At 57.3% G+C, this 25496-nt stretch carries 21 protein-coding genes; 10 read left to right on the top strand and 11 right to left on the bottom strand.

Annotation, left to right across the window (positions count from 1 at the left end; translation table 11 throughout):
* Genes ACR0K4_RS13280 through ACR0K4_RS13265 form a run of 4 tightly spaced genes read right to left on the bottom strand, consistent with a single transcriptional unit; the run spans position 1 to position 4627 of the window.
* A complete protein-coding gene (locus ACR0K4_RS13280) occupies positions 1 to 966 on the bottom strand; it encodes an ABC transporter permease (protein WP_480854355.1) in 966 nt (321 codons plus the stop codon).
* A gap of 42 nt (positions 967 to 1008) precedes the next feature.
* Positions 1009 to 2520: an ABC transporter substrate-binding protein gene (locus ACR0K4_RS13275; protein WP_480854354.1), complete on the bottom strand. Its 1512-nt coding sequence runs from the start codon at positions 2518 to 2520 to the stop codon at positions 1009 to 1011.
* Positions 2517 to 3614: an ABC transporter ATP-binding protein gene (locus ACR0K4_RS13270; RefSeq protein WP_480854353.1), complete on the bottom strand. Its 1098-nt coding sequence runs from the start codon at positions 3612 to 3614 to the stop codon at positions 2517 to 2519. The genes ACR0K4_RS13275 and ACR0K4_RS13270 overlap by 4 nt, the downstream gene beginning before the upstream one ends.
* Positions 3602 to 4627, bottom strand: coding sequence for an ABC transporter ATP-binding protein (locus ACR0K4_RS13265; RefSeq protein ID WP_480518995.1), 1026 nt, complete (start codon positions 4625 to 4627; stop codon positions 3602 to 3604). The genes ACR0K4_RS13270 and ACR0K4_RS13265 overlap by 13 nt, the downstream gene beginning before the upstream one ends.
* 321 nt (positions 4628 to 4948) lie before the next feature.
* Here ACR0K4_RS13265 and ACR0K4_RS13260 point away from each other — a divergent pair, with 321 nt between their 5' ends.
* Entirely contained in the window at positions 4949 to 7297 is a 2349-nt protein-coding gene (locus tag ACR0K4_RS13260) for a fatty acid cis/trans isomerase (protein WP_480854352.1), read from the top strand.
* A 37-nt stretch (positions 7298 to 7334) separates the two neighbouring features.
* Positions 7335 to 8348: an NADP-dependent oxidoreductase gene (locus ACR0K4_RS13255; RefSeq protein ID WP_480854350.1), complete on the top strand. Its 1014-nt coding sequence runs from the start codon at positions 7335 to 7337 to the stop codon at positions 8346 to 8348.
* 23 nt (positions 8349 to 8371) lie between these two features.
* On the opposite strand, the gene ACR0K4_RS13250 is transcribed toward ACR0K4_RS13255, so the two are convergent.
* Together ACR0K4_RS13250 and ACR0K4_RS13245 are read right to left on the bottom strand one after the other, a co-directional pair.
* Positions 8372 to 9679, bottom strand: coding sequence for an aminotransferase class I/II-fold pyridoxal phosphate-dependent enzyme (locus ACR0K4_RS13250; protein ID WP_480854349.1), 1308 nt, complete (start codon positions 9677 to 9679; stop codon positions 8372 to 8374).
* A gap of 58 nt (positions 9680 to 9737) precedes the next feature.
* Positions 9738 to 10655 (bottom strand): GlxA family transcriptional regulator, encoded by a 918-nt coding sequence (locus ACR0K4_RS13245; RefSeq protein WP_480854348.1) that lies wholly within the window; start codon positions 10653 to 10655, stop codon positions 9738 to 9740.
* A 96-nt stretch (positions 10656 to 10751) separates the two neighbouring features.
* Here ACR0K4_RS13245 and ACR0K4_RS13240 point away from each other — a divergent pair, with 96 nt between their 5' ends.
* Genes ACR0K4_RS13240 through ACR0K4_RS13230 form a run of 3 tightly spaced genes read left to right on the top strand, consistent with a single transcriptional unit; the run spans position 10752 to position 14713 of the window.
* On the top strand, positions 10752 to 11912 hold the full coding sequence (locus ACR0K4_RS13240) for an acyl-CoA dehydrogenase family protein (RefSeq protein WP_480854347.1): 1161 nt from the start codon (positions 10752 to 10754) through the stop codon (positions 11910 to 11912).
* A 2-nt stretch (positions 11913 to 11914) separates the two neighbouring features.
* On the top strand, positions 11915 to 13930 hold the full coding sequence (locus ACR0K4_RS13235; RefSeq protein ID WP_480854346.1) for an acetate--CoA ligase family protein: 2016 nt from the start codon (positions 11915 to 11917) through the stop codon (positions 13928 to 13930).
* Between the two features lie 3 nt (positions 13931 to 13933).
* The gene (locus ACR0K4_RS13230) at positions 13934 to 14713 is read left to right on the top strand and encodes a carnitinyl-CoA dehydratase (RefSeq protein ID WP_480854345.1); all 780 of its coding nucleotides are present in this window, start codon (positions 13934 to 13936) and stop codon (positions 14711 to 14713) included.
* A 51-nt stretch (positions 14714 to 14764) separates the two neighbouring features.
* On the opposite strand, the gene ACR0K4_RS13225 is transcribed toward ACR0K4_RS13230, so the two are convergent.
* Entirely contained in the window at positions 14765 to 16213 is a 1449-nt protein-coding gene (locus ACR0K4_RS13225) for a mannose-1-phosphate guanylyltransferase/mannose-6-phosphate isomerase (RefSeq protein ID WP_480854344.1), read from the bottom strand.
* Positions 16214 to 16527: 314 nt separating this feature from the next.
* Here ACR0K4_RS13225 and ACR0K4_RS13220 point away from each other — a divergent pair, with 314 nt between their 5' ends.
* Positions 16528 to 18312, top strand: coding sequence for an ABC transporter ATP-binding protein (locus tag ACR0K4_RS13220; RefSeq protein WP_480854343.1), 1785 nt, complete (start codon positions 16528 to 16530; stop codon positions 18310 to 18312).
* 35 nt (positions 18313 to 18347) lie between these two features.
* The gene (locus ACR0K4_RS13215; RefSeq protein ID WP_480854342.1) at positions 18348 to 19220 is read left to right on the top strand and encodes a glycosyltransferase family 2 protein; all 873 of its coding nucleotides are present in this window, start codon (positions 18348 to 18350) and stop codon (positions 19218 to 19220) included.
* 28 nt (positions 19221 to 19248) lie between these two features.
* On the opposite strand, the gene arsJ is transcribed toward ACR0K4_RS13215, so the two are convergent.
* The 3 genes from arsJ to ACR0K4_RS13200 are packed head-to-tail and all read right to left on the bottom strand — an operon-like array spanning position 19249 to position 22339.
* Positions 19249 to 20514, bottom strand: coding sequence for an organoarsenical effux MFS transporter ArsJ (gene arsJ / locus ACR0K4_RS13210; RefSeq protein ID WP_480854341.1), 1266 nt, complete (start codon positions 20512 to 20514; stop codon positions 19249 to 19251).
* Entirely contained in the window at positions 20511 to 21509 is a 999-nt protein-coding gene (locus ACR0K4_RS13205; protein ID WP_480854340.1) for an ArsJ-associated glyceraldehyde-3-phosphate dehydrogenase, read from the bottom strand. The genes arsJ and ACR0K4_RS13205 overlap by 4 nt, the downstream gene beginning before the upstream one ends.
* The gene (locus tag ACR0K4_RS13200; RefSeq protein ID WP_480854339.1) at positions 21506 to 22339 is read right to left on the bottom strand and encodes an arsenate reductase/protein-tyrosine-phosphatase family protein; all 834 of its coding nucleotides are present in this window, start codon (positions 22337 to 22339) and stop codon (positions 21506 to 21508) included. Before ACR0K4_RS13200 ends, ACR0K4_RS13205 begins: the two co-directional genes overlap by 4 nt.
* A 258-nt stretch (positions 22340 to 22597) precedes the next feature.
* Between ACR0K4_RS13200 and ACR0K4_RS13195 the strand changes: the two genes are divergently transcribed.
* From ACR0K4_RS13195 to ACR0K4_RS13185, 3 genes are all read left to right on the top strand, one after another.
* Positions 22598 to 23194 (top strand): cytochrome P460 family protein, encoded by a 597-nt coding sequence (locus ACR0K4_RS13195; protein ID WP_480854338.1) that lies wholly within the window; start codon positions 22598 to 22600, stop codon positions 23192 to 23194.
* A 160-nt stretch (positions 23195 to 23354) separates the two neighbouring features.
* The gene (locus ACR0K4_RS13190) at positions 23355 to 23738 is read left to right on the top strand and encodes a pentapeptide repeat-containing protein (protein ID WP_480854337.1); all 384 of its coding nucleotides are present in this window, start codon (positions 23355 to 23357) and stop codon (positions 23736 to 23738) included.
* Positions 23705 to 24562 carry an MBL fold metallo-hydrolase gene (locus ACR0K4_RS13185; protein WP_480854336.1) on the top strand — a complete coding sequence of 286 codons (858 nt, stop codon included), beginning with the start codon at positions 23705 to 23707 and terminating at the stop codon, positions 24560 to 24562. Before ACR0K4_RS13190 ends, ACR0K4_RS13185 begins: the two co-directional genes overlap by 34 nt.
* A gap of 41 nt (positions 24563 to 24603) precedes the next feature.
* Here ACR0K4_RS13185 and ACR0K4_RS13180 read toward each other — a convergent pair whose 3' ends face one another.
* On the bottom strand, positions 24604 to 25488 hold the full coding sequence (locus tag ACR0K4_RS13180; protein ID WP_480518961.1) for an SGNH/GDSL hydrolase family protein: 885 nt from the start codon (positions 25486 to 25488) through the stop codon (positions 24604 to 24606).
* Positions 25489 to 25496: the final 8 nt, after the last annotated feature.

Below are 25496 nucleotides of genomic sequence, written 5' to 3'. Positions count from 1 at the left end.
TCAGGCGGTCCTCAGACGGGGGTTCAGCAGCACATAGGCCACGTCGGCCAGCAGGTTCATCACGATGAAGCCCACGGCAGTGACCAGCACGATGCCCTGCACCACGGCGTAATCGCGGTTGAACACGGCGTCGACGACCATCTTGCCGAAGCCGGGGATGGTAAAGATTTGCTCGGTCAGGACGGCCCCGGCGATCAGTTCACCGAACAGCAGTGCAGTCAGCGTGACAATCGGCGTCAGCGCGTTGCGGAAGGCGTGTTTAAGGACCACGCGACGTTCATGCAGTCCCTTAGCACGCGCCGTGCGCACATAGTCGGATTTCAGTACGCCCAGCATGGCCGAGCGTGTATGTCGCATCAGTGTTGCGGCCAGTGCTGTGCCCAGCACAAAGGCGGGCATCAGCATGGTGGTAATGGATTTCACCGGGTCCTCGGACAAGGGCACATAGCCCGAGGCGGGCAACAGGTCGAGTTTCACCGATACAAGCAGGATCAGCATGATCCCCAACCAGAAATTCGGAATCGACAGCCCGGACAGGGCCACGATATTAGCCACATAATCCGTGATCGTGCCTTTCTTGACCGCCGACAAAATCCCGGCGGGTATCCCGATCACCAGCGCAAACAGGATTGCCATGATCGCAAGCTGGATTGTCACCGGCAGCTTTTCAGCAATCAACTCGGTCACCGGCTGATTGGTCCGCAGCGAAATTCCCAAATCGCCCTGCAGCGCGTTGCCGACCCATGTCAGGTATTGCACCGGGATAGGATCGTTCAGGCGATATTTCTCGCGCAGGAATTCCAGCACTTCGGGGTCGCGCTCCTCACCTGCCATGGCAAGGACCGGATCGCCGGGCAGCAGCTTTTGCAGGCTGAACACGAAGATCGAGATCAGCAGGATCGTCGGGATCGCAATCAGAATGCGGCGCAGGATGAAAGACAGCATGGGATCAGGGCTTTCGGTCAAGGATACCCGCCCGGCTGGAGGACCGGGCGGGGGGTGAGTGGCTTATTTCTCCAGCGTCACACCTTCCAGACGGATCATACCGTCCGGGTAGGGTGTGAAGCCTTTGAGGCCATCATCAAGCGCCCAGATCCATGTCTGGTGATAGAGGTATACGATGGGCATATCCTGCGCGAGGATATCGCGAGCTTTGTCGTATTCCACCTTGCGTGCATCGAAATCGGTCGAGGCGCGGGCGTTGTTCAGCATCTCATCCACCTTCGGATCCGAATAGTGGCTGTCGTTGATGCCGCCGCCAGTGGTCATGAACTGGTGGATGTTGCCATCGGGGTCCACACGGCCCGACCATCCGATCTGGCTAGCCTGATAGTCACCGGCGCTTTGATCGGCCAGCAGGGTGGCGAATTCCTTGGACGTGATCTCGATATTGATCCCGGCCTCGGCTGCCATGGCCTGAACCACTTGCATCAACTGCAGCGGAACGGTGGTGTTTGGCACCTGAACCTCCAAATCGATCCCGTCGGGAAAGCCCGCCTCGGCCAGCAGAGCCTTGGCCTTTTCCACATCGCGCGCAGGCACCGGGTGATCGGCGTCATACCACGGAGAGGTCGGCGGGAAGGGCTGGTTACCCGGCGCAAACGCGCCCTCAAAGACGACCTGATTGATCGCATCACGGTCCAGCGCGTAGCTGAGCGCCTGACGCAGGCGTTTGTCGTTGCCCCAGGGGTTGTCGCCCTTTTCGCCATTGTTGACGTTGATGGTAATGCCCTGATATCCCAGCGAAACAGCGCTTTCGACATTGATGCCGCTGTCGTCGTTTGCTTGGCTCAGATCGGTCGCGGCCAGACGTTCCAGCATGTCGATATCGCCCGATTGCAGGTTCGCCAGACGCACGGTGGTGTCAGGGATCGGCAGGAAGGTGACGCTGTCGAAGTGAATTTCGCCCGCATTCCAGTAGTCCGGGAACCGCTCAAGCGCGATCCGGTCCTGCGCCACACGTTCCTTGAACTTGAACGGGCCAGAGCAGACCGGGTTAAGCCCGAAATCCGCACCTGCTGCCTTGGCCGCAGTCGGCGAAACCATCATGCCCGAGCGGTCGGCAAACTGTGCCAGCAGCGTCGCATCTGGGGCCGCCATGTTGAAGCGGACGGTGTAGTCATCCACCACATCGACGCCCACGACCGATTTCAGCTCGGATTTGCGGCGCGATTCCTCAAGGTTCTGCGAGCGGTCGATATTGTCCGCCACCGCCTGCGCGTTGAACGGCGTGCCGTCATGGAACACCACGCCTTCGCGCAGGGTCATGGTCAGGGACTTGCCGTCCTCGCTCCACTCCCAGCCGGTGGCCAATTGCGGGATCAGTTCCAGATCGGGGGTGATATCGACCAGCTTGTCACACATGGAGGCATAGACAATCCGCCCCACAAAGGTACGTGATTGATCAGGGTCCAGCACGTCTGCATCCGATTGCAGGGCGATACGCAGGTCGGCGGCCTGCGCCGAAAGGGCCGTGGCACCCAGTAGTCCGGCCAGTAGGCCGGTTTTCAAGACATTCATAATATATCCTCTCTGTTGTCGGCAGAAGCCGGGGGAGTTTGGACGGCAGCGCGGTAGAGCGCGAACCGCTCTTCTGCTCCGGCGCTGCGGCGTCGGGGCGGGGCCGGTTTTCCGGCCTCTGGTATGGTTTTCCAATGGTGGCAGGCGACGTGATGGTCGGCATCTGCCGCATCAAGAACCGGCGCAGTTGTCCGGCAATTGTCCTGTGCGAACGGGCAGCGGGTATGGAACCGGCATCCTGCAGGCGGGGCCGACGGGCTGGGCGTCTCGCCCAAGAGCGCCATGTGATCTCTTTCACGGTCGGGCTCGGGCTCAGGGATCGCCGACAACAATGCATGTGTATACGGGTGGCGTGGCTGTTCGAACACCTGCTCGGCCGGGCCGGTTTCGACCACCTGACCCAGATACATCACGGCGATCCGGTCGCTCATATGACGAATGACGGCCAGATCATGGGCAATGATGACCAGTGTCAGGTCAAGGTCCTGCTTTAGGTCGTTCAGCAGATTGACAACTTGCGCCTGCACCGACACATCCAGCGCCGAGACGGGCTCATCCCCGATCAGCAACCGCGGACCCGAGGCCAGCGCGCGGGCGATGCCGATGCGCTGCCGTTGACCGCCCGAGAACTCGTGCGGGTAGCGGTTGGCATGGTCCGGCAGCAACCCGACCTGCGCCAGCAGATCCGCAACCTTCTGACGGCGCGCAGTTTCATCCAGCTCCGGAGCGTGCACCTCAAGCGGTTCGCCCACCAGTTTGCCCACGGTCATACGCGGATTCAGCGATGAGAACGGATCCTGAAACACAAACTGCATCTGTTGACGCAGAGGAGCCATATCCCGGCGGGGCAGGTCCTGCACCTCTTGCCCGTCGAACAGGACCTGACCGGATGTCGGACGATCCAGCCGCATCAAGAGGCGTGCAAGGGTTGATTTCCCACAACCGGATTCTCCGACTATGGCAAAGGTTTCCCCTGTGCGGATAGACAGGGAAACGCCATCCACGGCGCGCACAGTGCTCTTACGCTCAAATAATCCGGTGCCAAGGGTGAAATGGCGGGTCAGATCCCGCGCCTCAAGAATTATATCGCGCATCTGACCCCCTTTAGCTGTTCCAGCGGGGCATAATGGCAGGCTACGGCGTGGCCTTGCCCGATCTCGGACAGAACCGGGCGCTCTGCACAGTCGTCCGTGGCAAATGGACAGCGGGTGCGAAACCGGCACCCCTGTGGCATATCGGCCAATGAGGGCACCGTACCCGGCACAGTGATCAGCCGGTCTCGCGACCCGCTCATTCGCGGGACCGAGCTCATAAGACCAATAGTGTAGGGGTGTTGCGGATCGTCAAACACGGCATTTACGGGGCCGCTTTCAACAATCTGACCACCATACATGACCGCAACATTCGTCGCGATTTCCGCAACCACGCCCAAATCATGGGTAATGAACAGAGCCCCCATTCCCGTCTCGGCCTGAAGCTCGCGGATCAGATCGAGAATTTGCGCCTGAATGGTTACATCCAGTGCCGTTGTCGGCTCATCCGCGATCAGAAGTGAGGGGTTGTTGATCAGGGCCATTGCAATCATGACCCGCTGTCGCATGCCGCCTGACAGCTGATGGGGATATTCGCGCAGGCGTTGTTCCGGTGCCGGAATACCAACGCGCCGTAACATGGTAAGAGCGCTTTCAGTGGCCTCGGCCCGGCTGCAATTGCGGTGATGCAGGACTGCTTCGGCAATCTGATCACCGATGCGGAAAGCCGGATTGAGTGAGGTCATCGGCTCCTGAAAGATCATCGCCATCCGATCCCCTCGGGTCTCGGCGTCAAGCTGTTGACGGGTCAGATCATATGACCGGCCTTCAAACTCGAGCAGACCATTGGGAATGTTGATCACGTCCTGCGGCAACAGGCCCATCAATGCCATTGCGGTCACCGATTTTCCACATCCGGATTCGCCCACGATACACAGGGTTTCACCCGCCGAGACAGACAGACTCAGGTCATCGACAGCAGGTGATCCATGGCCACGAAACGACAGGCTGAACGAGCTCAGTCGCAAAACCGGAGGCTCATTTTCAGAATTGGGGCGGTGTTCGCCAGTTGGCACGGGTTTCAACCTTTATAGCAACCAATATTGCATTGGTTGCATTTTGCCGTCGTAATTGTCAACAAATTCGCCTGAGATAATCATTGGGGGCGTGGATATTTACGGGTGCGCGCCCGTTTTCCGGGCAACTGCTTTACGACATGTCGTCAAGGCGACGGCCTCCATCAGAAACTCAGGACTGTTTGCAGCATCCCGCTCGACCCACTGCTATCATCTTGTGATCAGAGAATTTCCATCAAACTCGTCTAGTAAAATCAGGCACAACCGTGCCAAGCTCGAACAGTCGACAAGCTCAGGTCTTTGCAGTGGGAAGGTAGATATATGGCGTCAGGACGCGTGACAGCTTTGATGGGCCAGTTAAGCCTTGTCGCTCTTGTGGTCCTCTCTGGCTATCCGTCAGCCTTTGCGCAAACTGCAGATGCCACGATTGAAACCAGGCCGCTGCCAGACGAGGTGACCACGATTCTCGACCACCGCTGTGTCGTTTGTCACAGCTGCTACGATGCACCGTGCCAATTGAAACTGACATCCCCCGAAGGTCTTTTGCGAGGGGCAAGCAAAGAGGCCGTATACCACTCTGACCGGCTGAGGGATGCAGTGCCAACCCGATTGGGTGTCGATGCCACCACCGTTCCGGGCTGGCGCGCACTTGGGTTTCATTCCGTTACCTCACCTGCTGATCTGAACCTTATGGAGCGTTATCTGGAGCTCGGCCGTTCCGCCGAATTCACGCCCGATGCGCCGTTGCCTGACGAGCTGGACCTTGCACTCGACCGTCCGCTTGCCTGCCCTGCACCGCAGGAGTTTGAGGCCTTCCGAGAGAACCAACCCCTTGCCGGAATGCCTTATGCCATGGCACCGTTGAACGAGCTGGAATATCAAACGCTTGCGTCATGGGCGCGGAACGGGGCGGTGTTGTCCGAGACGCGTGCCGACCTTCCCGACGATCTGCAAGCACAGATTGCCGAATGGGAGGCATTTCTGAACGCCCCCGATCTGCGTACCCAACTGATGAGCCGGTATGTCTATGAACATCTGTTTCTGGCACGGCTACATTTTACCGGTGATGATCCGAGACGGTTCTTTCAACTGGTGCGCTCGTCTACGCCGCCGGGGGAAAAGATCGAAACGATCGCCACGCGGCGACCCTTCGACGATCCGGGCGGGGATGCGTTTTATTACCGGCTGAAACCGGTTGAAGAAACGATCGTCCATAAGGAGCATCTTGTTTACAGTCTTGGACCGGCTCGCATGGCCCGATACCGAGCTCTCTTTCTGAAGCCTGACTGGTCGGTGGCTGCATTGCCAGGGTACGGCGAATCCGAGGGGGGCAACCCGTTCACGACATTCGCCGACATACCGCCGCGCAGCCGGTATCAGTTTCTGCTAGACGACGCATTGTTCTTTGTGCGCAGTTTCATTCGCGGTCCAGTATGCCATGGCCAGACTGCCGTTGATGTCATCGAAGACCGGTTCTGGGTTAGCTTCTTGGACCCGAACTGGGATTTGTCCATCACGAACCCGGATTTCCTGCAGGATGGCGCGACATTTCTGGAATTGCCTGTTTCACAAAGCGAAGCCGGAGCATTAGGCGATCTCCATGGTTTCTCCCACAAAAACCAGGCGCAATATCTTGAATTTCGGGACGCGCGATATGCCAATAGCTCCGCTCACACATCAGGCTTTGGCTATGATGCGATATGGGACGGGGACGGAACGAACCCCAACGCACGGATCACCGTGTTCCGCCACTTTGACAATGCCTCGGCCATGACGGGGTTTCACGGCGGAATTCCCGAAACGGCCTGGGTGATCGATTATCCGATTTTTGAACGCATCTATTACAATCTTGTCGCAGGGTTTGATGTGTTCGGTCGGGTCGAGCATCAGCTGTCAACGCGCATTTATATGGACGAACTGCGGATGGAGAGTGAGGACACTTTCCTGTTCTTCATGCCGAAGGAAAGCCGCAAAGCGATGCATGATGATTGGTATAAGGGAACACTGGCGCAACTTCACACCTACTGGCATCAGCGTCGTGTGGATGACAGCTTTCCTGAAGGCATCGCCTTTGAAACCTCTGATCCAAAGCGGGAGTTTTTGTTAAGTCTGCTGGAGCTTGGTGACGGGCTGTGGCCAGTAATGGATCAGATCAACCGGTGCCCGGGGAACACCTGCCAAATACCTGCGTCCGGACCGATCCTGCCAATTCTGCAAACTCTGGCAGATCAGCCGGGTCCCTGGGTCAAGTTCCTGCCGGATTATACGATATTGATGGTCGAAGGGCTGGACGGCGAGCCGCAGCTTTTTTCACTGCTGCATGATAAAGCGCATGATAATGTGGCGTTTTTGTTTGATGAGACCGCCCGCCGGGACCCGCAATCCGACGTTCTGACAGTCCTGCCCGGCGTTGTGGGCAGCTATCCGAATTTCTTTCTAAGGGTTTCGCGGAGCCAGTTGCAGGCCCTCGCTCGCGATATCAAGTCGATCACAAATCAGGCGGATTGGATGCGGGTGGTGGACGCTCATGGCGTTCGCAGAACGAGCCCCGAGTTCTGGGCAACCAGCGATGCAATTCACCAGACTTTTCTACAACGGAACCCGGTTCAGGCGGGGATTTTGGACCTCAACCGCTACAAGGATCCCAAGTCGGGCGATAGCCCATCCTAACTGGCGTATTCCTGGATAACCGAACAATAGGTGTTTCATGACAACAAACCCGATCAACCGCAGCGTCATATTGTCGAGCAGGCCCAAGGGTATTCCTCAGGCGGACCACTTCACCGTGCAGGAGAGCCCGGTGCCCGACGTGCCAGAGGGGTGTTTTCTGATCCGCACCAGTTTTTGGTCTGCCGATCCGGCTCAGCGCGGCTGGGCAAATGACGCGCCAAATTACCTGCCGCCGGTCGAAATCGGCGCCGTAATGCGCGGCTTTGCTGTGGGTGAGGTGGTCGCCTCGCGGTCTCCGGACTACGCGGAGGGCGATCAGGTGACCGGCATGTTCGGTTGGAGCCGGTACGTGATCTCGAACGGATCAAATGTCGACCGGAAACTGGCTGAGCCTGACCTGTCTCCCTCATTGGCGCTTGGCATTCTTGGGCTGAATGGCGTGACGGCGTATTTTGGCCTATTGGATGTTTGCGCGGCCAAGGAAGGCGACACGGTTGTGGTCTCAACCGCTGCCGGTGCGGTTGGATCGGCGGTTGGCCAGATCGCTAAACTCAAAGGATGCAGAACGGTCGGGATAACGTCCAGTGCCGAGAAAATGCACCTTTGCACGACCAAGTTCGGCTATGATGCGGTGATCAACTACCGGGAACAGAACGTTGCCGAGGCCATCGGCGCGGCATGCCCAAACGGTGTAGACTGTTACTTTGACAATACATGTGGTGCGATATCTGACGCGGTGATGACACATCTGGCGCAAGGCGCGCGCATTGCCATCTGCGGAACCGCCGCGCTGGCGGATTGGGACCCGATCCCTCTTGGTCCGCGGGTCAACCGGCAACTTTTGGTGGCGCGGGCGCGGATGCAGGGGTTCATTATCTTCGACTACAAAGCGCGGTTCCCCGAAGCCATTTCGCAACTGGCGGATTGGGTGCGTACGGAGGAATTGAGCGTCAACGAACATGTTCTGGACGGGGCCGAAGCGGCGCGCGACGCGATTGCCATGCTCTATCGTGGAGAAAACACCGGCAAGCTGCTTATTCGCGTGGACTGAACAGCCATAGAGCCGGCGGTGTGTCAGTGGACGAAATGCAGCTTGGTAAAGCTGCGCCGCCACTCTGAAACCTCGGCTGCGATCTCGTCGCCCTGCAATCCTTGAACAATCAATGAGGCAAGGCGATCTGCGTCCTGTGCAGTCATGCCCCACCTGACCAACTCGGGCGTGCCGATGCGCAAACCGTTCAGGTCACCCTTTACCTGAGGAATTGGCAGCCCAATCCCGCAGGCCAAAAAGCCGCTTTTCCGCAGTGTTTTTGACGCCGTTTGTCCGCCGCCGTACCCTTGGGCGTGGATTGCGAATTGATGTGACCGCGTAAAGCCGGAGGTTCCGGAGAAAACCGGGACATCCCTGGCGGCCAGCGCCTTTGCCAGCGCGCGCGCCATCAAGATCATCTCGGCGGCATAGCTTTCCCCAAAATCGCGCCAATCCAATAATGTCAACGCCAGCGCTGCTGATTTTGCGGCGTCAAAATTGGCTGTCATGCCGGGAAACGCGATCGAGTCCAGAGACTGCGCAAGGCCGCTGTCATTGGTGACGATCAACCCTCCGGCAGGTCCGCCAAGGCTTTTGTATGTGCTCATCGTCATGAGATGCGCGCCCTCATGCAACGGATTGCGCCAGGCTTTGCCCGCTATGATCCCACATTGATGGGCCGCATCAAACATCACCTTCGCGCCCACCTCGTCGGCAATGGCGCGAATCTCCGCAACCGGGTGTTCAAACAGGTTCAGACTGCCACCAACGGTGATCAATTTCGGGTTTTCTCTACGGACAAGGCCCCTCAGCCCATCAAGGTCGATCGTGTAGCCATCTGCATTGACCGGGGCCTCGATGATCCTGAGGCCATACAACCCGGCGCATCCGCTTGTATGGTGGGTGACATGACCGCCGATGGACGCAGGCGGAACGACAATGGTATCTCCGGGCCGACAGGTCGCCATGAATCCGTACAGGTTGGCAATCGCGCCGGACGGCACCCGTATCTCGGCGTATTTTGCCTGAAAAACCTCGGCACATAGCTGCGCGGCGATGACTTCGATCTCTTCTATTGCCTCAAGACCCATCTCATATTTGTCGCCCGGATACCCAAGCGAGGGGCGAGAGCCGATGCCCGAGGATAAAAGCGCCTCGGCGCGGGGGTTCATCACGTTGGTCGCGGGGTTAAGGTTAAAACACTCTGTCTCGTGAATGTTGCGGTTCTTGTCGGCCAAATGAGCGATCCGGGCAGCGAGGTCCTGTGATGTGGCTTTGGATGCTTGTGTTGCAATATCCTGAACTAAGTCTTCGCAGTTGACAGGGACCCAGTCTCTGTGCGCAATTTTCATTTGGTTGTCCTTCCCAAGATGCTCATCTTGATAAAGTTCCCTGCAGTCGCTGCATCTGTCAAAGCTCATTTCGCAGTGCAGTAGGCGTTCGTCCGAATTCCGCCTTGAACGCCCGGGTCATCGCGCTTGCGTTTTCATACCCGCATCTGCTGGCAATCTCGGCCACCGACTGTTCTGTTTCTTCCGACAGGCGCCGCGCCAGATTCAGGCGTAGACGGCGGTACAGCGCTTGTGGTGTAGTTTTCAGCTCGGTCTGCACCCGCACTTCCAGTCGTTTTTGCGAGCAGCCGGAGTTTCGCGCAACTTCGCGGATAGGGATCGGGGTTTCCAGATTTGCCTGCATCACCGACAAGGCGCGGTTGACCACGGTATCCTCGGATTTCAGGGGCAGGGCATAGTGTTCCGCCGATCCCCGGCGCATCAGCAGGTGCGCGACTTCCATTGATAGCAGCGGGCCGTGATCCCTGCGGATGATCTCAGCCGCCAGATCGAAGGCGGCCATGGCCCCTGAACAGGTCATTCTGTCGTCCGAGATGACGTATCGTTCCTGCACCACGTGCACGTCGGAAAAGGATTCCTCAAAGCGCGACAGCTCATCCCAGTGAATTGTCGCCTTGTGATTGTCCAGCAACCCGGCCCGGGCCAAAAGCCAGCTGCCGGTGTCCAACCCCGCCAGTTGTGTGTGGCAGCCCGCTGCTGTCCGCAATGCGCGTCTTGTGTCACGGGTGTCCAGCATCAGGTATCCGTAAGAGGGCATGACAACCAGAACGTCGCCGGACTGATCCTTCAATGCGCCATGGGGCGTGATTGCCAACCCGCTAGAGCTTTGTACGATATCGCCGCCAAGGCTGCAGAACCGCCAGCGATAAAGGTCCTGCCGCGCCAGCGTGTTTGCCGCCCGCAATGGTTCGACCATGTTGGCAAGGCAATGGTTCGAAAAGCCGTCGAACAGAAGAATTGTATAGTGCCGGGTCAAATTGTTCTAACTCTGCACAAATCTTGGTCAACATTGCATGTCACGACAATGAACAGTGCGGTCTGATTGGTCAATCACGCAGTCAGGGAATTTGCCATGCAGTTTGGTCTGTCAGAAGAACAGGACATGATCGTCTCGACCGTTCGCAGCTTTGTGGAGAACGAGATCTACCCGCATGAACAGGCGGTCGAGCGCAGCGGGTCGGTGCCGGTCGAATTGGGCCAGGAAATCAAACGCAAGTGCATCGAACTGGGCTTTTATGCCTGCAACTTCCCGGAAGAGGTGGGCGGGGCGGGGCTTTCACATCTCAATTTAACATTGGTTGAGCGGGAACTGGGGCGGGGGTCGATGGCGCTGACTCATTTCTTCGGGCGGCCGCAGAACATCCTGATGGCGTGCAACGCCGAACAACGAGAGCGCTATTTGCTGCCCGCGGTGCGTGGCGAAAAGATGGATGCGCTGGCGATGACCGAACCGGAAGCGGGGTCGGACGTGCGGGGTATGAAGTGCCAGGCCGTACGAGACGGCGGCGACTGGCTTGTCAACGGATCAAAGCACTTTATCTCGGGCGCGGAGCACGCGGATTTTTTCATCGTGTTTATCGCCACCGGCGTTGACGAAACACCCAAAGGTCCAAAAAAGCGGATCACGACCTTTCTTGTCGATCGGGGAACGCCGGGATTTGAGGTGCGCGAAGGTTATAATTCGGTCAGTCACAAGGGCTACAAGAACTATATCCTCTATTTCGACAATTGCAGGTTGCCTGACGCGCAGGTTTTGGGCGAGGTCGGTGGCGGTTTTGCGGTTATGAACGAATGGCTCTACGCCACGCGTCTGACGGTGGCCGCCTTTTCGGTTGGCCGGGCTCGGCGGTGTTTCGACTATGCCCTGAGTTACGCGGCCGAGCGCAAGCAATTCGGGCAACCCATAGGTAAGTTTCAGGGTGTCAGCTTTCAGATCGCCGACATGATCACCGAGATTGATGCCGCCGATTGGCTGACCCTTTCCGCCGCGTGGCGACTGGACCAGAGCCTGCCATCTAACCGCGAGATCGCCTCGGCCAAGCTATACGCGTCGGAAATGCTGGCGCGGGTCACGGACACGACCTTGCAGATTTTCGGCGGTATGGGTCTGATGGATGATTTTCCAATCGAACGTTTTTGGCGTGATGCACGGGTCGAGCGGATTTGGGACGGCACCAGCGAAATTCAACGCCATATCATCAGCCGGGATTTGCTGCGCCCATTGGGGGCGTGACAATGGCCGGGGACCTAAACCGTCTGCTGTGCCCCGGCTCCATCGCGGTGATTGGGGGCGGTGCGTGGTGTCAGCAAGTGATCCTGCAATCAGAGCGCATGGGATATACGGGACACCTCTGGCCGGTTCACCCCGACAAGTCCGAGATTGCGGGACATCCAGTCTACTCCCGCCTAGAAGACTTGCCATCGGCACCGGATGCCACCTTTGTCGGGATCAACCGCCATGCAACCATCGAGGCGGTCCGTGTCCTGTCGCAGATGGGTGCCGGGGGCGCGGTTTGTTTTGCGTCCGGGTTTTCCGAGTCGGTGGCAGAAGACAACTCAGGCGCGGATCTGCAAGCGCATCTGATCGCCTCAGCAAGTGACATGCCTATTTTGGGGCCGAACTGCTACGGGTTCATCAATGCGTTGGATGGGGCGTTGCTTTGGCCGGATCAGCATGGGGCAAAACCCGTCGAAACAGGTGTTGCGATCCTGACCCAAAGTTCGAACATCTCCATCAACCTGACGATGCAGAAACGGGCTCTGCCAATCGCCTATATGGTCGCCTGTGGTAACATGGCCCAGACAAGCCAGGCAGCGATTGCTTCAGCTTTGATCGATGACCCGCGCGTGACAGCTGTGGGACTGCATGTCGAGGGGTTCGGCGACATTCGGGAATGGGAAGCTCTTGCCGCCAAGGCCTATGCAAAAGGGGTCCCGCTGGTGGTGCTCAAGGTTGGTGTTTCTGAACAGGCACAGGCGGCGACGGTGTCTCATACAGCGTCGATTGCGGGTAGCGACGCAGGCGCGCAGGCCTTGCTGAACCGATTGGGCATCCCCCGCCTGTCGGCTTTGCCGGACTTTCTGGAAACACTGAAGATATTGCATTGCTATGGCCCCTTGCCCGGAGCCAACATCAGTACGATCAGCTGTTCGGGCGGCGAGGCGAGTCTGATTGCCGATATGGCAACGGGAACGAACCTGAGCTTCCCTCGCCTCAGCGACCGGCAGCAGACCCGGCTGCGCGCGGTGCTTGGCCCAATGGTCGCGCTAGGCAATCCGCTGGATTATCACACGTATATCTGGCGCGACGAGGCCGCGATGACGCAAGCCTGGTCTGCGATGACCGGGGAGGGGATTGATCTGACCTTGTCCATTGTTGATTACCCCACCACCGACGCCGGCGATTGGGTTCATGCCACACGGGCGGCTTTTGCCGTTCGAGCCAATACCGGCGCGCGGTTTGCGGTTGCCTCGACCCTGCCCGAACTTCTGCCTGAAGATGTTGCGGAGGACCTTATGGCTGGCGGCGTCGTCCCCCTGATGGGTCTGCGCGAAGCGCTGTCGGCCACGCAGGCGGCAGGGCTGATCGGCGCGCCATCCAGCGACCCCATTTGCCAGCCCGGACATGCTGTGCCGCGCCGCACCTTGACCGAGAGCGCTGCCAAACAAGCGCTATCCGAGTTTGGTTTGCCAACCCCGCGCAGCCGGATCGCGAGCAACCCGGACGAGGCGGCTTACATGGCGCATGAGCTGGACGGCCCATATGTGATCAAAGGTGCCGGGTTTTCGCATAAATCGGAACACGGGGCGGTTCGATTGGGGGTGCGGATCGAGAACGTTGCGGATGTCGCGAAGAGCATCGGAACCCAGGAGGTTTTGATCGAAGAGATGATCACGGGCGGCGTGGCCGAATTACTGATTGGCGTTGTCCGTGATCAAGCCCATGGGTTTGTTCTGACACTGGGTGCAGGTGGCACCCTGACCGAAGTGTTGCGTGACACTGTGTCGTTGCTGATACCCGCCTCGGTTGACGATATCGTCTCAGCACTGGACACACTCAAAATAGCGCCACTGCTGGCGGGCTACCGTGGCCAGCCCGCGGCTGACAGGGACGCAATTGTCCGCGCGGTTCAGGCCGTTCAGGCCTATGTGATGCATAATGCCGACACGCTCGGCGAAGTTGAGATTAACCCGCTCCTTTGTACACCGGACAAGGCTGTTGCAGTGGACGCCCTTATCAGAAAGGCCTGAGATATGGACCCGATCAAAACCCGCCGGGACGGAGCAATTCTTGAGGTGACCCTGGACCGGCCCAAGGCGAATGCCATTGATCTGGCCACCAGCCGTGTCATGGGGCAGGTCTTTGCGGATTTTCGCGACGACCCCGCCTTGCGTGTCGCGATCCTGACCGGAGCAGGTGAGAAGTTCTTTTGCCCCGGATGGGACCTTAAAGCCGCAGCCGAAGGGGACGCCGTGGACGGAGACTATGGTGTCGGCGGATTTGGTGGCCTGCAAGAGCTGCGCGATCTCAACAAACCCGTCATCGCGGCGGTCAACGGGATTGCCTGCGGCGGAGGTCTTGAGCTGGCCTTGTCCGCTGATATGATCCTCGCGGCCGATCATGCCAGTTTTGCCTTGCCGGAAATCCGGTCCGGCACTGTCGCAGATGCGGCGAGTGTCAAACTGCCCAAGCGCATACCCTATCACATCGCAATGGAGCTTCTGTTGACCGGGCGCTGGTTCGACGCCGAGGAAGCCAAACACTGGGGTTTGGTGAACGAGATTGTCGCCGCCGATCAGCTGATGGATCGCGCATGGGAACTGGCTCGCCTGCTGGCCTCGGGGCCGCCTCTGGTCTATGCGGCGATCAAAGAGATCGTGCGCGAGGCGGAAGACGCCAAGTTTCAGGATGCCATGAACCGCATAACCAAACGCCAGTTCCGCACCGTGGATACACTATATTCCAGCGAGGACCAGTTGGAGGGCGCGCGGGCCTTTGCGGAAAAGCGCGACCCTGTCTGGAAAGGCAGATAGGGCCGCGCGTTGGTCCCCGTTGCGCCGCCCTGTAAGACAGTCCCTCGGTCCCTAGCCTTTGGCCCCTTGACCCCTTGAATAAACATCTTCGTACCGGATGATATCGTCTTCCCCCAGATATGAGCCGGTCTGGACCTCGATCAGGACCATGTTCACTTTGCCGGGGTTTTCCATGCGATGTACCGCACCCAACGGAATGTAGACCGACTGGTTTTCGCTCACCAGTTTGACCTCGTCGTCAATCGTGACCTTCGCGGTGCCTTCAACCACGATCCAATGTTCGGCCCGGTGATGGTGGCTTTGCAGGCTGAGCGCGGCACCGGGATGCACGTGAATACGCTTGACCTGAAAGCGGGGTGCAATGACAAGGCTTTCGAACCAGCCCCAGGGTCGGTAATCCCGTGGCAGGGTCTCGGCCTGAGGGGCGTCTTTGGCTTTCAGCGCCGCTACTGCGGATTTGACGTCTTGCGCCTTGTCTTTATGCGCAACCAGCACCGCGTCGGGCATGGCGATTGCTACAATATTCTCCAACCCGATCCCCACCAGTTCCTGAGCATCGGATTCTGCCCGAAGCAGTGTGTTTTCGCATTCCAGAGCTGTGGCAGCTCCTGCAGTGACCACGCCGTTGTCGTCCGGTCCGCTCTCGCGCCAGACCGCATCCCATCCACCAAGGTCAGACCACGCGCCACTATAAGGGACGACAGACAGGTTTTGAGCCTTCTCCATCACCGCATAGTCGACCGAAATGTCTTCGACAGTGCTCCATGGTTCAGGTGCCAGTCTCGTAAAACCCAGATCGCATTCTGCGAGATCGACAGCGGATCGTACTGCGGCCAGCATGTCGGGCATGAACGTCTCAAAAGCGTCGATCAGGACTGTGGTCGAGAACAGGAACAAGCCTGCGTTCCAAAGGTATTTCCCGTCCTTCAGCATCGCCTCGGCAGTCGCGAGGTCGGGTTTTTCGACGAACTGTTTCAACGCCTGCGGGGTCGCAGAGAAACTGGCGTCCGGGGTTTCACTCAGCTCAAGCCAGCCATACCCGGTTTCGGCCCGGTCGGGGCGAATGCCAAAGGTAACAATCTGCCCGCCACCCGCAGCCGATGTCGCGGCCTGAACGGTCTCGCGAAACCGCGCTTCGTCCGAAATTACATGATCGGACGGCGCCACCAGCATCAATGCGCCGGGTGTCTGTGCCTCAAGCGCCAGCGCGGCTGCCAGAATAGCCGGGGCCGTGTTGCGCCCTTCCGGTTCGATCAGGACCGTTTTTGTCGCGATTTCAACCTCGGCCAGTTGTTCAAGAACGATAAAGCGAAAATCGGACCCGGTGACCAACATCGGGGCTGCAAACCCCTCGCCGGACAATCTGCGCGCGGATGCCTGAAACAGGCTTTCTTCGCCGGTCAGTTTGGAAAATTGTTTTGGATAGCTTTTGCGGGACAAAGGCCACAGACGCGTGCCCGAGCCGCCACACAAAAGTAATGGATAAATGGTTTGCGTCATACGTTCGAATTCCTTGCAACACATATCACTTTTGCAACCACTATCGGGAAAACGCACGATGATTCTCAAGGAACCCGCCGTAATTCTGTGAAACAGCGAGATTTTCCTGCACCAGCATGCATCTCGATTTACACCAAATCCGAAAACGTTTTGGTCGTGATCAACCTGCGTGGTGCCGGGGTCAATATGCCCTGAGGTGGCGAAGAAAGCCCACTTGCCGAAAAATGCCGTGGCGACTATCTAGCGTAGAACGTTCACAGGTTTGTCAGAGTGCATTTTCCCTGTGTCACCCTCAATGATTGCGGAAAACCGTTTTGCCGAAAGCCAAACAAAAGTTAGACGAAATCCTGAGCGACTCCATCCTTTGGCGCCTTTTGACTGAAAATCTGCGCGCTCAGGCCGTTCCGTACATTATTTCGATGATCGCCATGGTTCTCGTGGCGGGCACGACAGCTGCCGTCGCATTCATCATGCGCGACGTGGTCGATTCCCTTTTCGACAGTGCAAACTCGGCCAAAATCTTCAGCGTTTCGATGGCCGTGTTTATCATTTTCATGGTGAAGGGACTTGCGACATATGTTCAGGTCGTTGCCATGACGCGCGCCGGAAATCGTATTGTCGCGCAGCAACAGATCAAGTTGTATGACAAGCTGCTGCGGCAAGGCGTTTCCTTCTTCAATCTTACTGAAAGTTCCGATTTGTTGCTGCGAGTGACACAATCGGCCCAAGCGGCGCGTTCGGCGATTGAAATCGTCATCACAACGGCGGTGCGGGATACGCTGTCTCTCATCGGACTTTTGGCCGTTATGTTCTATCAGCAGCCGTTCCTGTCCCTTTTCACGCTGATTATTGGTCCGCTGGCGATTTGGGGTGTTCGGACTCTGCTGCGCAAAGTGCGCGAAATCGCGGATATGGAGATGCAATCGCTTGGCGCGATTATGCAGGTTATCCAGGAAACCTCGGCCGGTATTCGTGTGGTCAAGTCTTTCAGTCTTGAAGAGCGGATGGCGGGCCAAATGTACACTGCTGTCAAAAGCGTCGAAAAACGGCGCAACAAACTCGCCCGTCTTCAAGCTGCGACCAGCCCGTTGATGGATATTCTTGCGGGTTTCGCGATTGCTTCAGTCATCGGGCTGAGCGCAGCCAATCTCTTTGGGTCCTCGAGCACCACACCGGGCGAGTTGATGTCCTTTGTGACAGCGTTGATGATGGCATATGAACCCGCCAAGCGCCTGTCCCGAGTCCGTGTTAAAATGGAGCTGTTTTTGCGGCGGGTGCAGATGATGTTCGCACTTCTTGACCAGCCGGAAACTCTGAAGGAGGAGGCTGATCCTCTGAGTCTGCCAGAGGGTCCGGGGGAAGTTATCTTTGACGATGTAACTTTTGGGTATCGGCAAGACGACCCAATCCTGAGGAACCTGTCCTTGACTTTCGAGGCGGGGAAAACCACGGCGCTTGTTGGCCTGTCCGGAGGCGGCAAATCGACGATCCTGAACCTTGCGCTGCGTCTTTACGATCCGCTTGAAGGGACGGTCAGCATCGATGGCAATGATGTAAAACTGGCCTCGTTCGAGACCCTGCGCAAGAAGATGTCTTATGTTGGCCAAGAGGTGTTTTTGTTCTCAGCCTCGATTGCGGACAATATCCGCCTGGGACGGCAAGACGCATCTTTGGAAGATGTCATCGAAGCGGCCAAGGCCGCAAATGCCTATGATTTCATCATGAAGCTCGAGGATGGGTTTGATACCCTAACGGGCGAAAACGGGGCGTTTTTGTCTGGCGGGCAAAAACAACGCCTTGCGATTGCCCGTGCTCTGCTGCGCGACAGCCCCATTTTGTTGCTGGACGAACCGACAAGTGCGCTGGATTCGAAATCTGAACATGTGGTGCAAGAGGCCTTGCATCGCCTGACTGAGAACCGGACGACGATTATTGTTGCCCACCGTTTGTCGACGATCCTGCATGCGGACAAGATAGTGGTTATCGAGAACGGTCAGGTGCTGGAGCAAGGCCGTGCCGAGGACCTGCTCAAGGAACCGGGGCCATTCCGTACGCTTTATGATCACCAGTTTTCGAACGCGGTCAAAACCGAAGAATAGCCGTCCGCCGGACGCCTTAACAAAAGCGAAACGACATGGATGCGTCCGTCATTATTCCGACCTATCACAGCTGGGACAAGCTGCAGGCTTGCTTGAATTGCCTGACGAAACAGAGCGTGGACCCCGCGCGGTTTGAGATACTCGTGGTCAATAACGACCCGGCCGATCCGCTTCCGGCCACGTTCAATCTGCCGGAAAACGCATCTGTTCTTGAGCAGGCAAAACCGGGATCTTACGCCGCGCGGAACCGGGGCATCGAACAAGCCACAGCCAACCTTCTGTTTTTCACTGATTCAGATTGTTTGCCCGATCCGGAGTACATCGCCGCTGGTCTGGACATCGCCGCCGCACACCCGGAAATCGGGCGTTTCGGTGGAAATGTTGTCCTCATTCCAAACGGGGACCATTGGACCACGACCGAGCTTTATGACTTGCACTTGGGGCTTGAACAGCAAAAGTGGGTCGAGCGGGGACGGGCTGTTACCGCAAACCTGATTGTACGTCGCGAAACAATGGACCGTGTCGGCTGGTTCAATGACACCGTCCTGTCCGGTGGTGATATGGAATGGAATGCGCGAGCGTCGGCGGCTGATGAACCAATCCTTTTTGCGGCTGACGCCATCGTCCGTCACCCGGCCCGTGGTAGTCTGAACGAGCATTTGACCAAGGCGCGCAGGATCGAGGGCGCGCGGCTACGTCGAAATGCGAGCCGAGGGTTGGTGAACTACATTCCGCCCATCCAGAAGCTCATTCCCTCTTTCAAAACGCTAGGCAACCTTCTGAAAAACCCTGAACTGAGCACGGGGCAGGCCTTTTCGGTCTGGGGCGTTCACTATGCGATCCGGGTCGTGAAAATTACCGAAACGGTGCGGCTTCTCTGGTTCAAGAGACCTGACCAGCGCACCTGACACATCTTCCGAGCTGTCCGGGAAACGTTCAGGAATACGCCTCATGCGGTTGTGCGTTGAGTTTGCCTGACGTCAACGCAGCCAAGGCGACCATCAGCGCAGCGGTTCCCAGCACCGCTGCCAACCCGCCGATTTGATAGGTCAAACCTGACAGGACCGTGCCGAGCAGGCGTCCGGTCGCGTTGGCCATATAATAAAATCCGACATCCATCGTGACACGTTCCGACTTGGTGAAAGTTAGGATCAGATATGAATGCAGCGAAGAATTTACGGCAAAAACCGCACCAAACGCCAGCAGGCCGACAACCAGCGTGACGGTTAACCAGGGTTGCGGCGCTTGCGACATAAGGACGGCCACCGTCAACACCATGGGCACACAAAACAATGCGGCGGCCCAGTTGCGGGCAGCCAGGATCAGATCTCCTTCGCTACGCTCCGAAGCACGCAGGATTTTGGGTGCGTTGGCCTGTACGACGCCATACAAGATAACCCAAATGGCCATGAACGTACCGATCATGAAAAAGGCAGTGCGATTGCCATCCTCAGAGCCGTCTGAAAGTACCGCATAGAAGTATATCGGGATGCCAACCACGAACCACACATCCCGCGCACCGAACAGGAATACCCGTGCCGCTGACAGCCAGTTCACGTTGGGAGATTTGGAAAAAACTTCCGAGAACTTCGCGCCTTTGCGCCCCTTGGGCAGACCCTGTGGCATGAACAGAATGACAGCCGCAAGGATTACGCCCAGTACGATTGCCATCACCAGGACGGCCCAAGTGAAACCCAGCGTTGCCAGCAGCGCCGCCCCCAACAAAAATCCAAGACCTTTGACCGCGTTTTTCGAGCCTGTCAGAAGCGCGACCCAGCGAAACAGTCCCCCGCCTTCTGTTGGGGCCAAAAGTTTCACTGCTGACTTCGAGGACATTTTGGCCAGATCCTTTGCGACCCCGCTGGCTCCCTGCACGATCATCACAAAAACGACCTTGGCCGGTATTGCCCAGTTCGGGTCCAGTTGTGTCAGAACCAGCAAAGCCCCGACTTGCAGCGCAAGGCCCGCGTATAATGTCGATGTCAGACCGAACCGTGCTGCGATCCAACCTGCGGCCAGATTGGTGACTATCCCCGCGATTTCATAAAGAACAAACAAATAGGCCAGCTGAACGGGTGAGAACCCCATAATGTGAAAGTGCAGAAGGACCAGCATCCGCAGGGCGCCGTCCGTCAGCATGAACGCCCAATAGGCTGCCGTGACCGCCACATAAGCCGAGAACCCCTCGGGCCGCTGCGTCACAGCGCGGCTCCGACCATCAAGGCAACATCAACCAGACGGTGGGCATAGCCCATCTCGTTGTCGTACCAGGCATAAATCTTAACCTGCGTCCCGTTCACGACCATGGTCGATGGCGCATCGATAACCGAGGATCGGGGATCATTGGTATAATCCGTCGAGACCAGAGGGCGGGTTTCATAGCCCAGAATGCCCTTCAGCGGACCATCGGCGGCGGCTTTGAAATAGCTGTTGACCTCTTCCGGCGTCGTGGGGCGTTCGACTTCGAACACACAGTCGGTCAGCGAGGCGTTCAGCAATGGGACACGCACGGCATGCCCGTTCAGCCGTCCTTTGAGTTCAGGGTAGATCAAGGTGATTGCGGTGGCCGAGCCTGTGGTGGTCGGGATCAGCGAATTCAGCGCCGACCGTGCGCGGCGCAGGTCCTTGGCGGGGCGATCGACAATGGTCTGCGTGTTGGTCACATCATGGATCGTGGTCATGGACCCGTGCCGGATGCCCAGATTCTCGTGGATCACTTTCACGACCGGTGCCAGACAGTTGGTCGTGCAGGACGCTGCCGTTACAATGTGGTGCTTGTCAGCGTCATAGGTACCCTCGTTCACGCCCATGACGATATTCGCCGTCGGACCGTCCTTGACGGGGGCAGAAACGACAACCTTTTTCACTCCGGCCTTGAAATAGGGGGCCAGTTTCTTTTCGCTTTTGAAAACACCAGTGCAGTCAATCACCACATCGACCCCATCCAGCGGCAGGTCCGACAGGTCCGTGGTTCCGATAAAGGGCAGGCGGGTGCCGTCGATCGTTACACTCTCGGCATCATGCTGGAACGTCGCGTCCCAGCGCCCGTGAACCGTGTCGAACTCAAGCAGATGAGCGTGCATCTCGGGGTCGCCGACGCCATCGTTGATCCAGGCGATCTTAGCACCCTTTTCCAGCAAAGGTTTCAGGGCCAGCTTTCCCATTCGGCCAAGGCCGTTTATGGCATATATGGTCATTTCACGCCCTCGACCGGCGTGCGCCCGATATCATCGACTGCGGATTGTAATGCGATCCGGTCGAGACTTTCGACAGGCAATGATGTAAACGCCTCGATCCGCCGTTTGAGCGCGCCGTAGGCGTTCTGAAAGGCCAGGCTTTTCTCGGCATCCGTGCCGGTCGCCTTGACTGGATCCACCATGCCCCAATGGCCGCTGATCGGTTGGCCTTCCCAAGCGGGGCAATCCTCGTTCGCGGCCTGATTGCAGACTGTAAAAACGAAATCCATCCGAGGCGCGTCGCCTGTCGCAAATTCCGACATGTGTTTTGATCGCAGTACCGAAGTGTCGTGCCCTTTGTCGGTTAGCACCTGCAAGGCAAACGGGTTTAATTCGGACGTTGGCTGCGTTCCGGCAGAGTAGACGTTGAACCGGTCTGCCCCCAAAGAGCCCAGAATGGACTCGGCAAAGATCGACCGGGCTGAGTTGCCAACGCATAAAAAAAGGACATTAAATTTTCGGTCCGCCATGGTTTCATTTCCTTGGGTGAAAGGCAGGCAGACATCAGGTCTGCCGCGACAGCAATCGTTCAGCAGAAATTCCAGCATCTTTTGCACGTTGCCCATTTCGATCGAATAAAGAAGTGAGGTTCCCGACCGCGCCTGACGCACCAAACCCGCTTGCTGAAGCGCATTCAGATAATTCGACAACGTGCTGGGTTTTATGTCGAGCCCAGAGGCCAGTTCCCCCGCCGGCACAGCGTCAGGAAAGCGTCGCATCAACATGCGAAACACAAGAATCCGTTGCGGGTGGCCCAGCGTGGCCAGTTGGCTTGTTATCTCTAATTCCATATTTCATGAAATATGGAATTAGATAATCAGCGTCAACATCGAATAGCCTTTAGGCTCAAATAGAAGCAAAAGACGGAAGCTGAACTATCTGACATAAAAACACAAATTAGTGAGCAAGAAAGAACATTATTTTCGGACGATCTGCAATGCTTGTTGGGGTTTAGAGCATACCTCTATCATAAAGAGCAGATAAATTTCCTTGTAGAAAACCGCTGGATCAGCCGGCGGCTGCCGCAGAATCAGAAAAGGAAGCTTGTCATGAAAACCATGAAAACTCTTGCGTTTGGACTTGTCCTTGGCGCCTCAGCGCTGGCGTTTGGCCATTTTGCACCCTCAGTGCAGGCACAGGTATCGGATGACTGGCAACCAAACTGGACAGCTGACGGCGAGCTGGTTTTGCCCACAGGCTATCGGGAATGGGTCTTCCTCGGCTCTCCCCTGACCCCTAACGCGTTGAATGGCGGGCAGGCAGGGTTTCCCGAATATCACAACGTCTACATGCACCCGGCGGCTTATGCGATTTACAAAGAAACCGGCGAATTTCCTGAAGGCACAATTTTGTTGAAGGAGCTGCAATTGACTCAACCGGGAGAGGAAGAGGACGGCTCGCGCTTTGAAGTATCCGGGCGTGGTTTCTTTCCTGCCGGCTTCAATGGCATCGACATCGCGGTCAAGGATTCCTCGCGCTTTGCGGACAGCAACAACTGGGGATATTTCAACTTTGGCCACCATGCACCACCATATGCAGAAACCGCCGCCGCGGCCCCGATTGAGGCCTGTGCATCCTGTCACATTGATAATGCTGACGAAGACATGGTCTTTACCCGGTTCTACACAATCCTGAGCGCTGACTGAACCTCCGCCGAAGACACGGGCCGCTGATCTCCAATTGCGTTGCGGTCCGTGTCTGGCGCGGCGACACGGGCACGTGATGACCTGTCTTGTCTTCAGACACCGGAACGAACACATGAAACCTCATGAATCCGCGATTTGCATATTGATACTTGGTTTTTTCATGCTTGTGTCCCCGGCCTTTGCGCAGATGGGCGCACCGGTTGATCATTGCGCGGCGCAAGCGGAACCAGGCGTTGACTGGCATGAGTGCGACTTTTCCCACGAAGACCTGGCAGGTGTGGATCTAAATGGGGCCAACCTGAACGGGGCCAAGTTCACGGCGGCCAATCTGCGCGGCGCAAACCTGTCCAACGCGGACCTGAGTGGTGCGATCCTGATTGGCGCTGATCTGCAGGAGGTTGATTTTTCCGGCGCAGATTTGCAGGGCGCGTTCATGACCAAGGCACAGCTTGGGAAAAACCGGTTTGATGGCACATTGCTGAGCGGAGCTTATTACAATAACGCGCATAAATGCGCGCAGGGTTCGGTGGGCATCTGCAAGTGACGCCCAAATGGTCCGGTCTGATGTCACGCCGTCAGTGGATGGCGCTGATCGGTATGGCGGGCGTCTTGGCGCTTGCAGGTCCAACAGAAGCCAGCACCCGAAATATCCGACAGAACCGCGCATCCAGGCGGGGATTCTATGCCAACACATATCTGATCGAAGGTCCGCAGAGCTTTGCTCTGATAGACGCACATTTGCATCCGGACGAAGCCCAAGAGCTTTCGGCGCTGATTCTGGCGGCACAAAAACCGCTTGAGGCAGTTGTCATCACCCATCCGCACCCGGACCACTATCTCGGCTTGGAACATCTGGGCAGCTTGTTCCCCCACACTCGTGTCCTGAGTTCAGACGTGACCCTGCGTTTCATTCGAACAGCCGCAGCAGACTGGCCTGAGTTCAAAGCTCCTCTGATTGCTGTGGGGCAAGGCGAGTTGACACTCGCCGGACGTCGATTTCAGTGTTCGCTGATGCCGGATGCGGAAAGTATGGCACCCTTGGTGCTTTTTGAAACGGAAACCCGCACGCTGATCACCGGCGATCATGTTCTGAACCGACAGCATTTGTGGTTGGTCGAGGGGCGCCCCGAGGCCTGGTTACGCAATCTTGATCACTTGGCTGCCTTAGCCCCGAAGACGGTGTTGCCCGGACACGGGGCCATCGGCAGCGCTGAGTTAATCGGCGCGACGCAGGCTTATTTGCGCGATATACTGGAGCTCACGGAGCGAAATACTCCAACGGAACATCTGCGCGCCGAGATGCTGCGCCGTTACCCTGAACATGTCTTTGTCGAGGCTCTCGATGACAGTCTTCGCGCGCTGCTCTGATTTTCTTCGCTTGGGTCCAACGCAGTTCGGCCGCCAACTGGTTAGCTCTGTTCCTTCGTAGGCTCGATCTGGTCGAATATGGCGTTGCAAATCTGGCCCATCTCCAGCGCGAAGAAATTCTTCGCAGCAGCCTCATTGGGGTGGAATGGGTCCTTGACCAGACCTTTCTTATTCAGCCGAAAATAATCTTTATTGCCCTGATTTGCCGCGACGGTTGCCGGAGTGGCACCAGGTACAAATGTGCACCGCAGTCCTGTTGTTTTGAACGCATTCATCAGGTTGGCCTGTGCCCGCAGACGCAGGTCCACGATTTTTTTCTTATAGGCCGGGGCCGTTGTCATGAAGATGCAGGGCAAATCCGGCGGCAATTGCGCTTTCAGCCGTTCCACATCCCTGACGGCCGACTCGGGATTGTTGGCCCAGTGTTTGGCGGAATTTCCAAGAAAAGACATGAGCAGCAGCTTGGGTTCGTAATAGTCTTCTCGCAGCATCGCCTCGAGAGGTGATTTGTTCGGCGAGCAGAATTGATATTCCTTGCCTTGGCCGATCTGCACATATTTGTTCTTGGTTTTGTTGACGAACCCGTATGTGCCTGCATTAACTCTCCATTTCGGGTCGACCTTGCAGATCGTATCTTTCTTGCGGCCTGACCGCGCGGTCCACGAGTCGATCGAGCTGGAACGTACCCCGATAACGCCGACCCGCATGTCACCCAGTTTCGCAAGGTTTTGTTTCTGTTCGGCATTGGGGCTGCAATGCTGCTTGATATCGCTGAAGAACTCCAGAAACGCGGGGCCAGAGCCAAATGATATCTGACTGTCCCCAATGATCAGGATCTCGGGCGAGTCAAACGCCTCGGCGTGGCTCTGCCCGACAGGTATCAGCAGCGCACTCAGCGCCATTATTATCTTATTTCGAAACTGCATGTTCCCCC

The organism is Ruegeria sp. K11, from assembly GCF_056531905.1.
Note: the sequence above shows the minus strand (reverse complement) of the source record. Positions and strands in the feature narration are given on the sequence as shown.

Coding starts and splice junctions, on each gene's coding strand:
- ACR0K4_RS13180 (WP_480518961.1), bottom strand. CDS start 25,488: ATGCAGTTTCGAAATAAGATAATAATGGCGCTGAGTGCGCTGCTGATA.
- ACR0K4_RS13185 (WP_480854336.1), top strand. CDS start 23,705: ATGCGCGCAGGGTTCGGTGGGCATCTGCAAGTGACGCCCAAATGGTCC.
- ACR0K4_RS13240 (WP_480854347.1), top strand. CDS start 10,752: ATGCAGTTTGGTCTGTCAGAAGAACAGGACATGATCGTCTCGACCGTT.
- ACR0K4_RS13230 (WP_480854345.1), top strand. CDS start 13,934: ATGGACCCGATCAAAACCCGCCGGGACGGAGCAATTCTTGAGGTGACC.
- ACR0K4_RS13195 (WP_480854338.1), top strand. CDS start 22,598: ATGAAAACCATGAAAACTCTTGCGTTTGGACTTGTCCTTGGCGCCTCA.
- ACR0K4_RS13260 (WP_480854352.1), top strand. CDS start 4,949: ATGGCGTCAGGACGCGTGACAGCTTTGATGGGCCAGTTAAGCCTTGTC.
- ACR0K4_RS13225 (WP_480854344.1), bottom strand. CDS start 16,213: ATGACGCAAACCATTTATCCATTACTTTTGTGTGGCGGCTCGGGCACG.
- ACR0K4_RS13235 (WP_480854346.1), top strand. CDS start 11,915: ATGGCCGGGGACCTAAACCGTCTGCTGTGCCCCGGCTCCATCGCGGTG.
- ACR0K4_RS13255 (WP_480854350.1), top strand. CDS start 7,335: ATGACAACAAACCCGATCAACCGCAGCGTCATATTGTCGAGCAGGCCC.
- ACR0K4_RS13275 (WP_480854354.1), bottom strand. CDS start 2,520: ATGAATGTCTTGAAAACCGGCCTACTGGCCGGACTACTGGGTGCCACG.
- ACR0K4_RS13205 (WP_480854340.1), bottom strand. CDS start 21,509: ATGACCATATATGCCATAAACGGCCTTGGCCGAATGGGAAAGCTGGCC.
- ACR0K4_RS13270 (WP_480854353.1), bottom strand. CDS start 3,614: ATGCGCGATATAATTCTTGAGGCGCGGGATCTGACCCGCCATTTCACC.
- ACR0K4_RS13200 (WP_480854339.1), bottom strand. CDS start 22,339: ATGGAATTAGAGATAACAAGCCAACTGGCCACGCTGGGCCACCCGCAA.
- ACR0K4_RS13250 (WP_480854349.1), bottom strand. CDS start 9,679: ATGAAAATTGCGCACAGAGACTGGGTCCCTGTCAACTGCGAAGACTTA.
- ACR0K4_RS13215 (WP_480854342.1), top strand. CDS start 18,348: ATGGATGCGTCCGTCATTATTCCGACCTATCACAGCTGGGACAAGCTG.
- ACR0K4_RS13190 (WP_480854337.1), top strand. CDS start 23,355: ATGCTTGTGTCCCCGGCCTTTGCGCAGATGGGCGCACCGGTTGATCAT.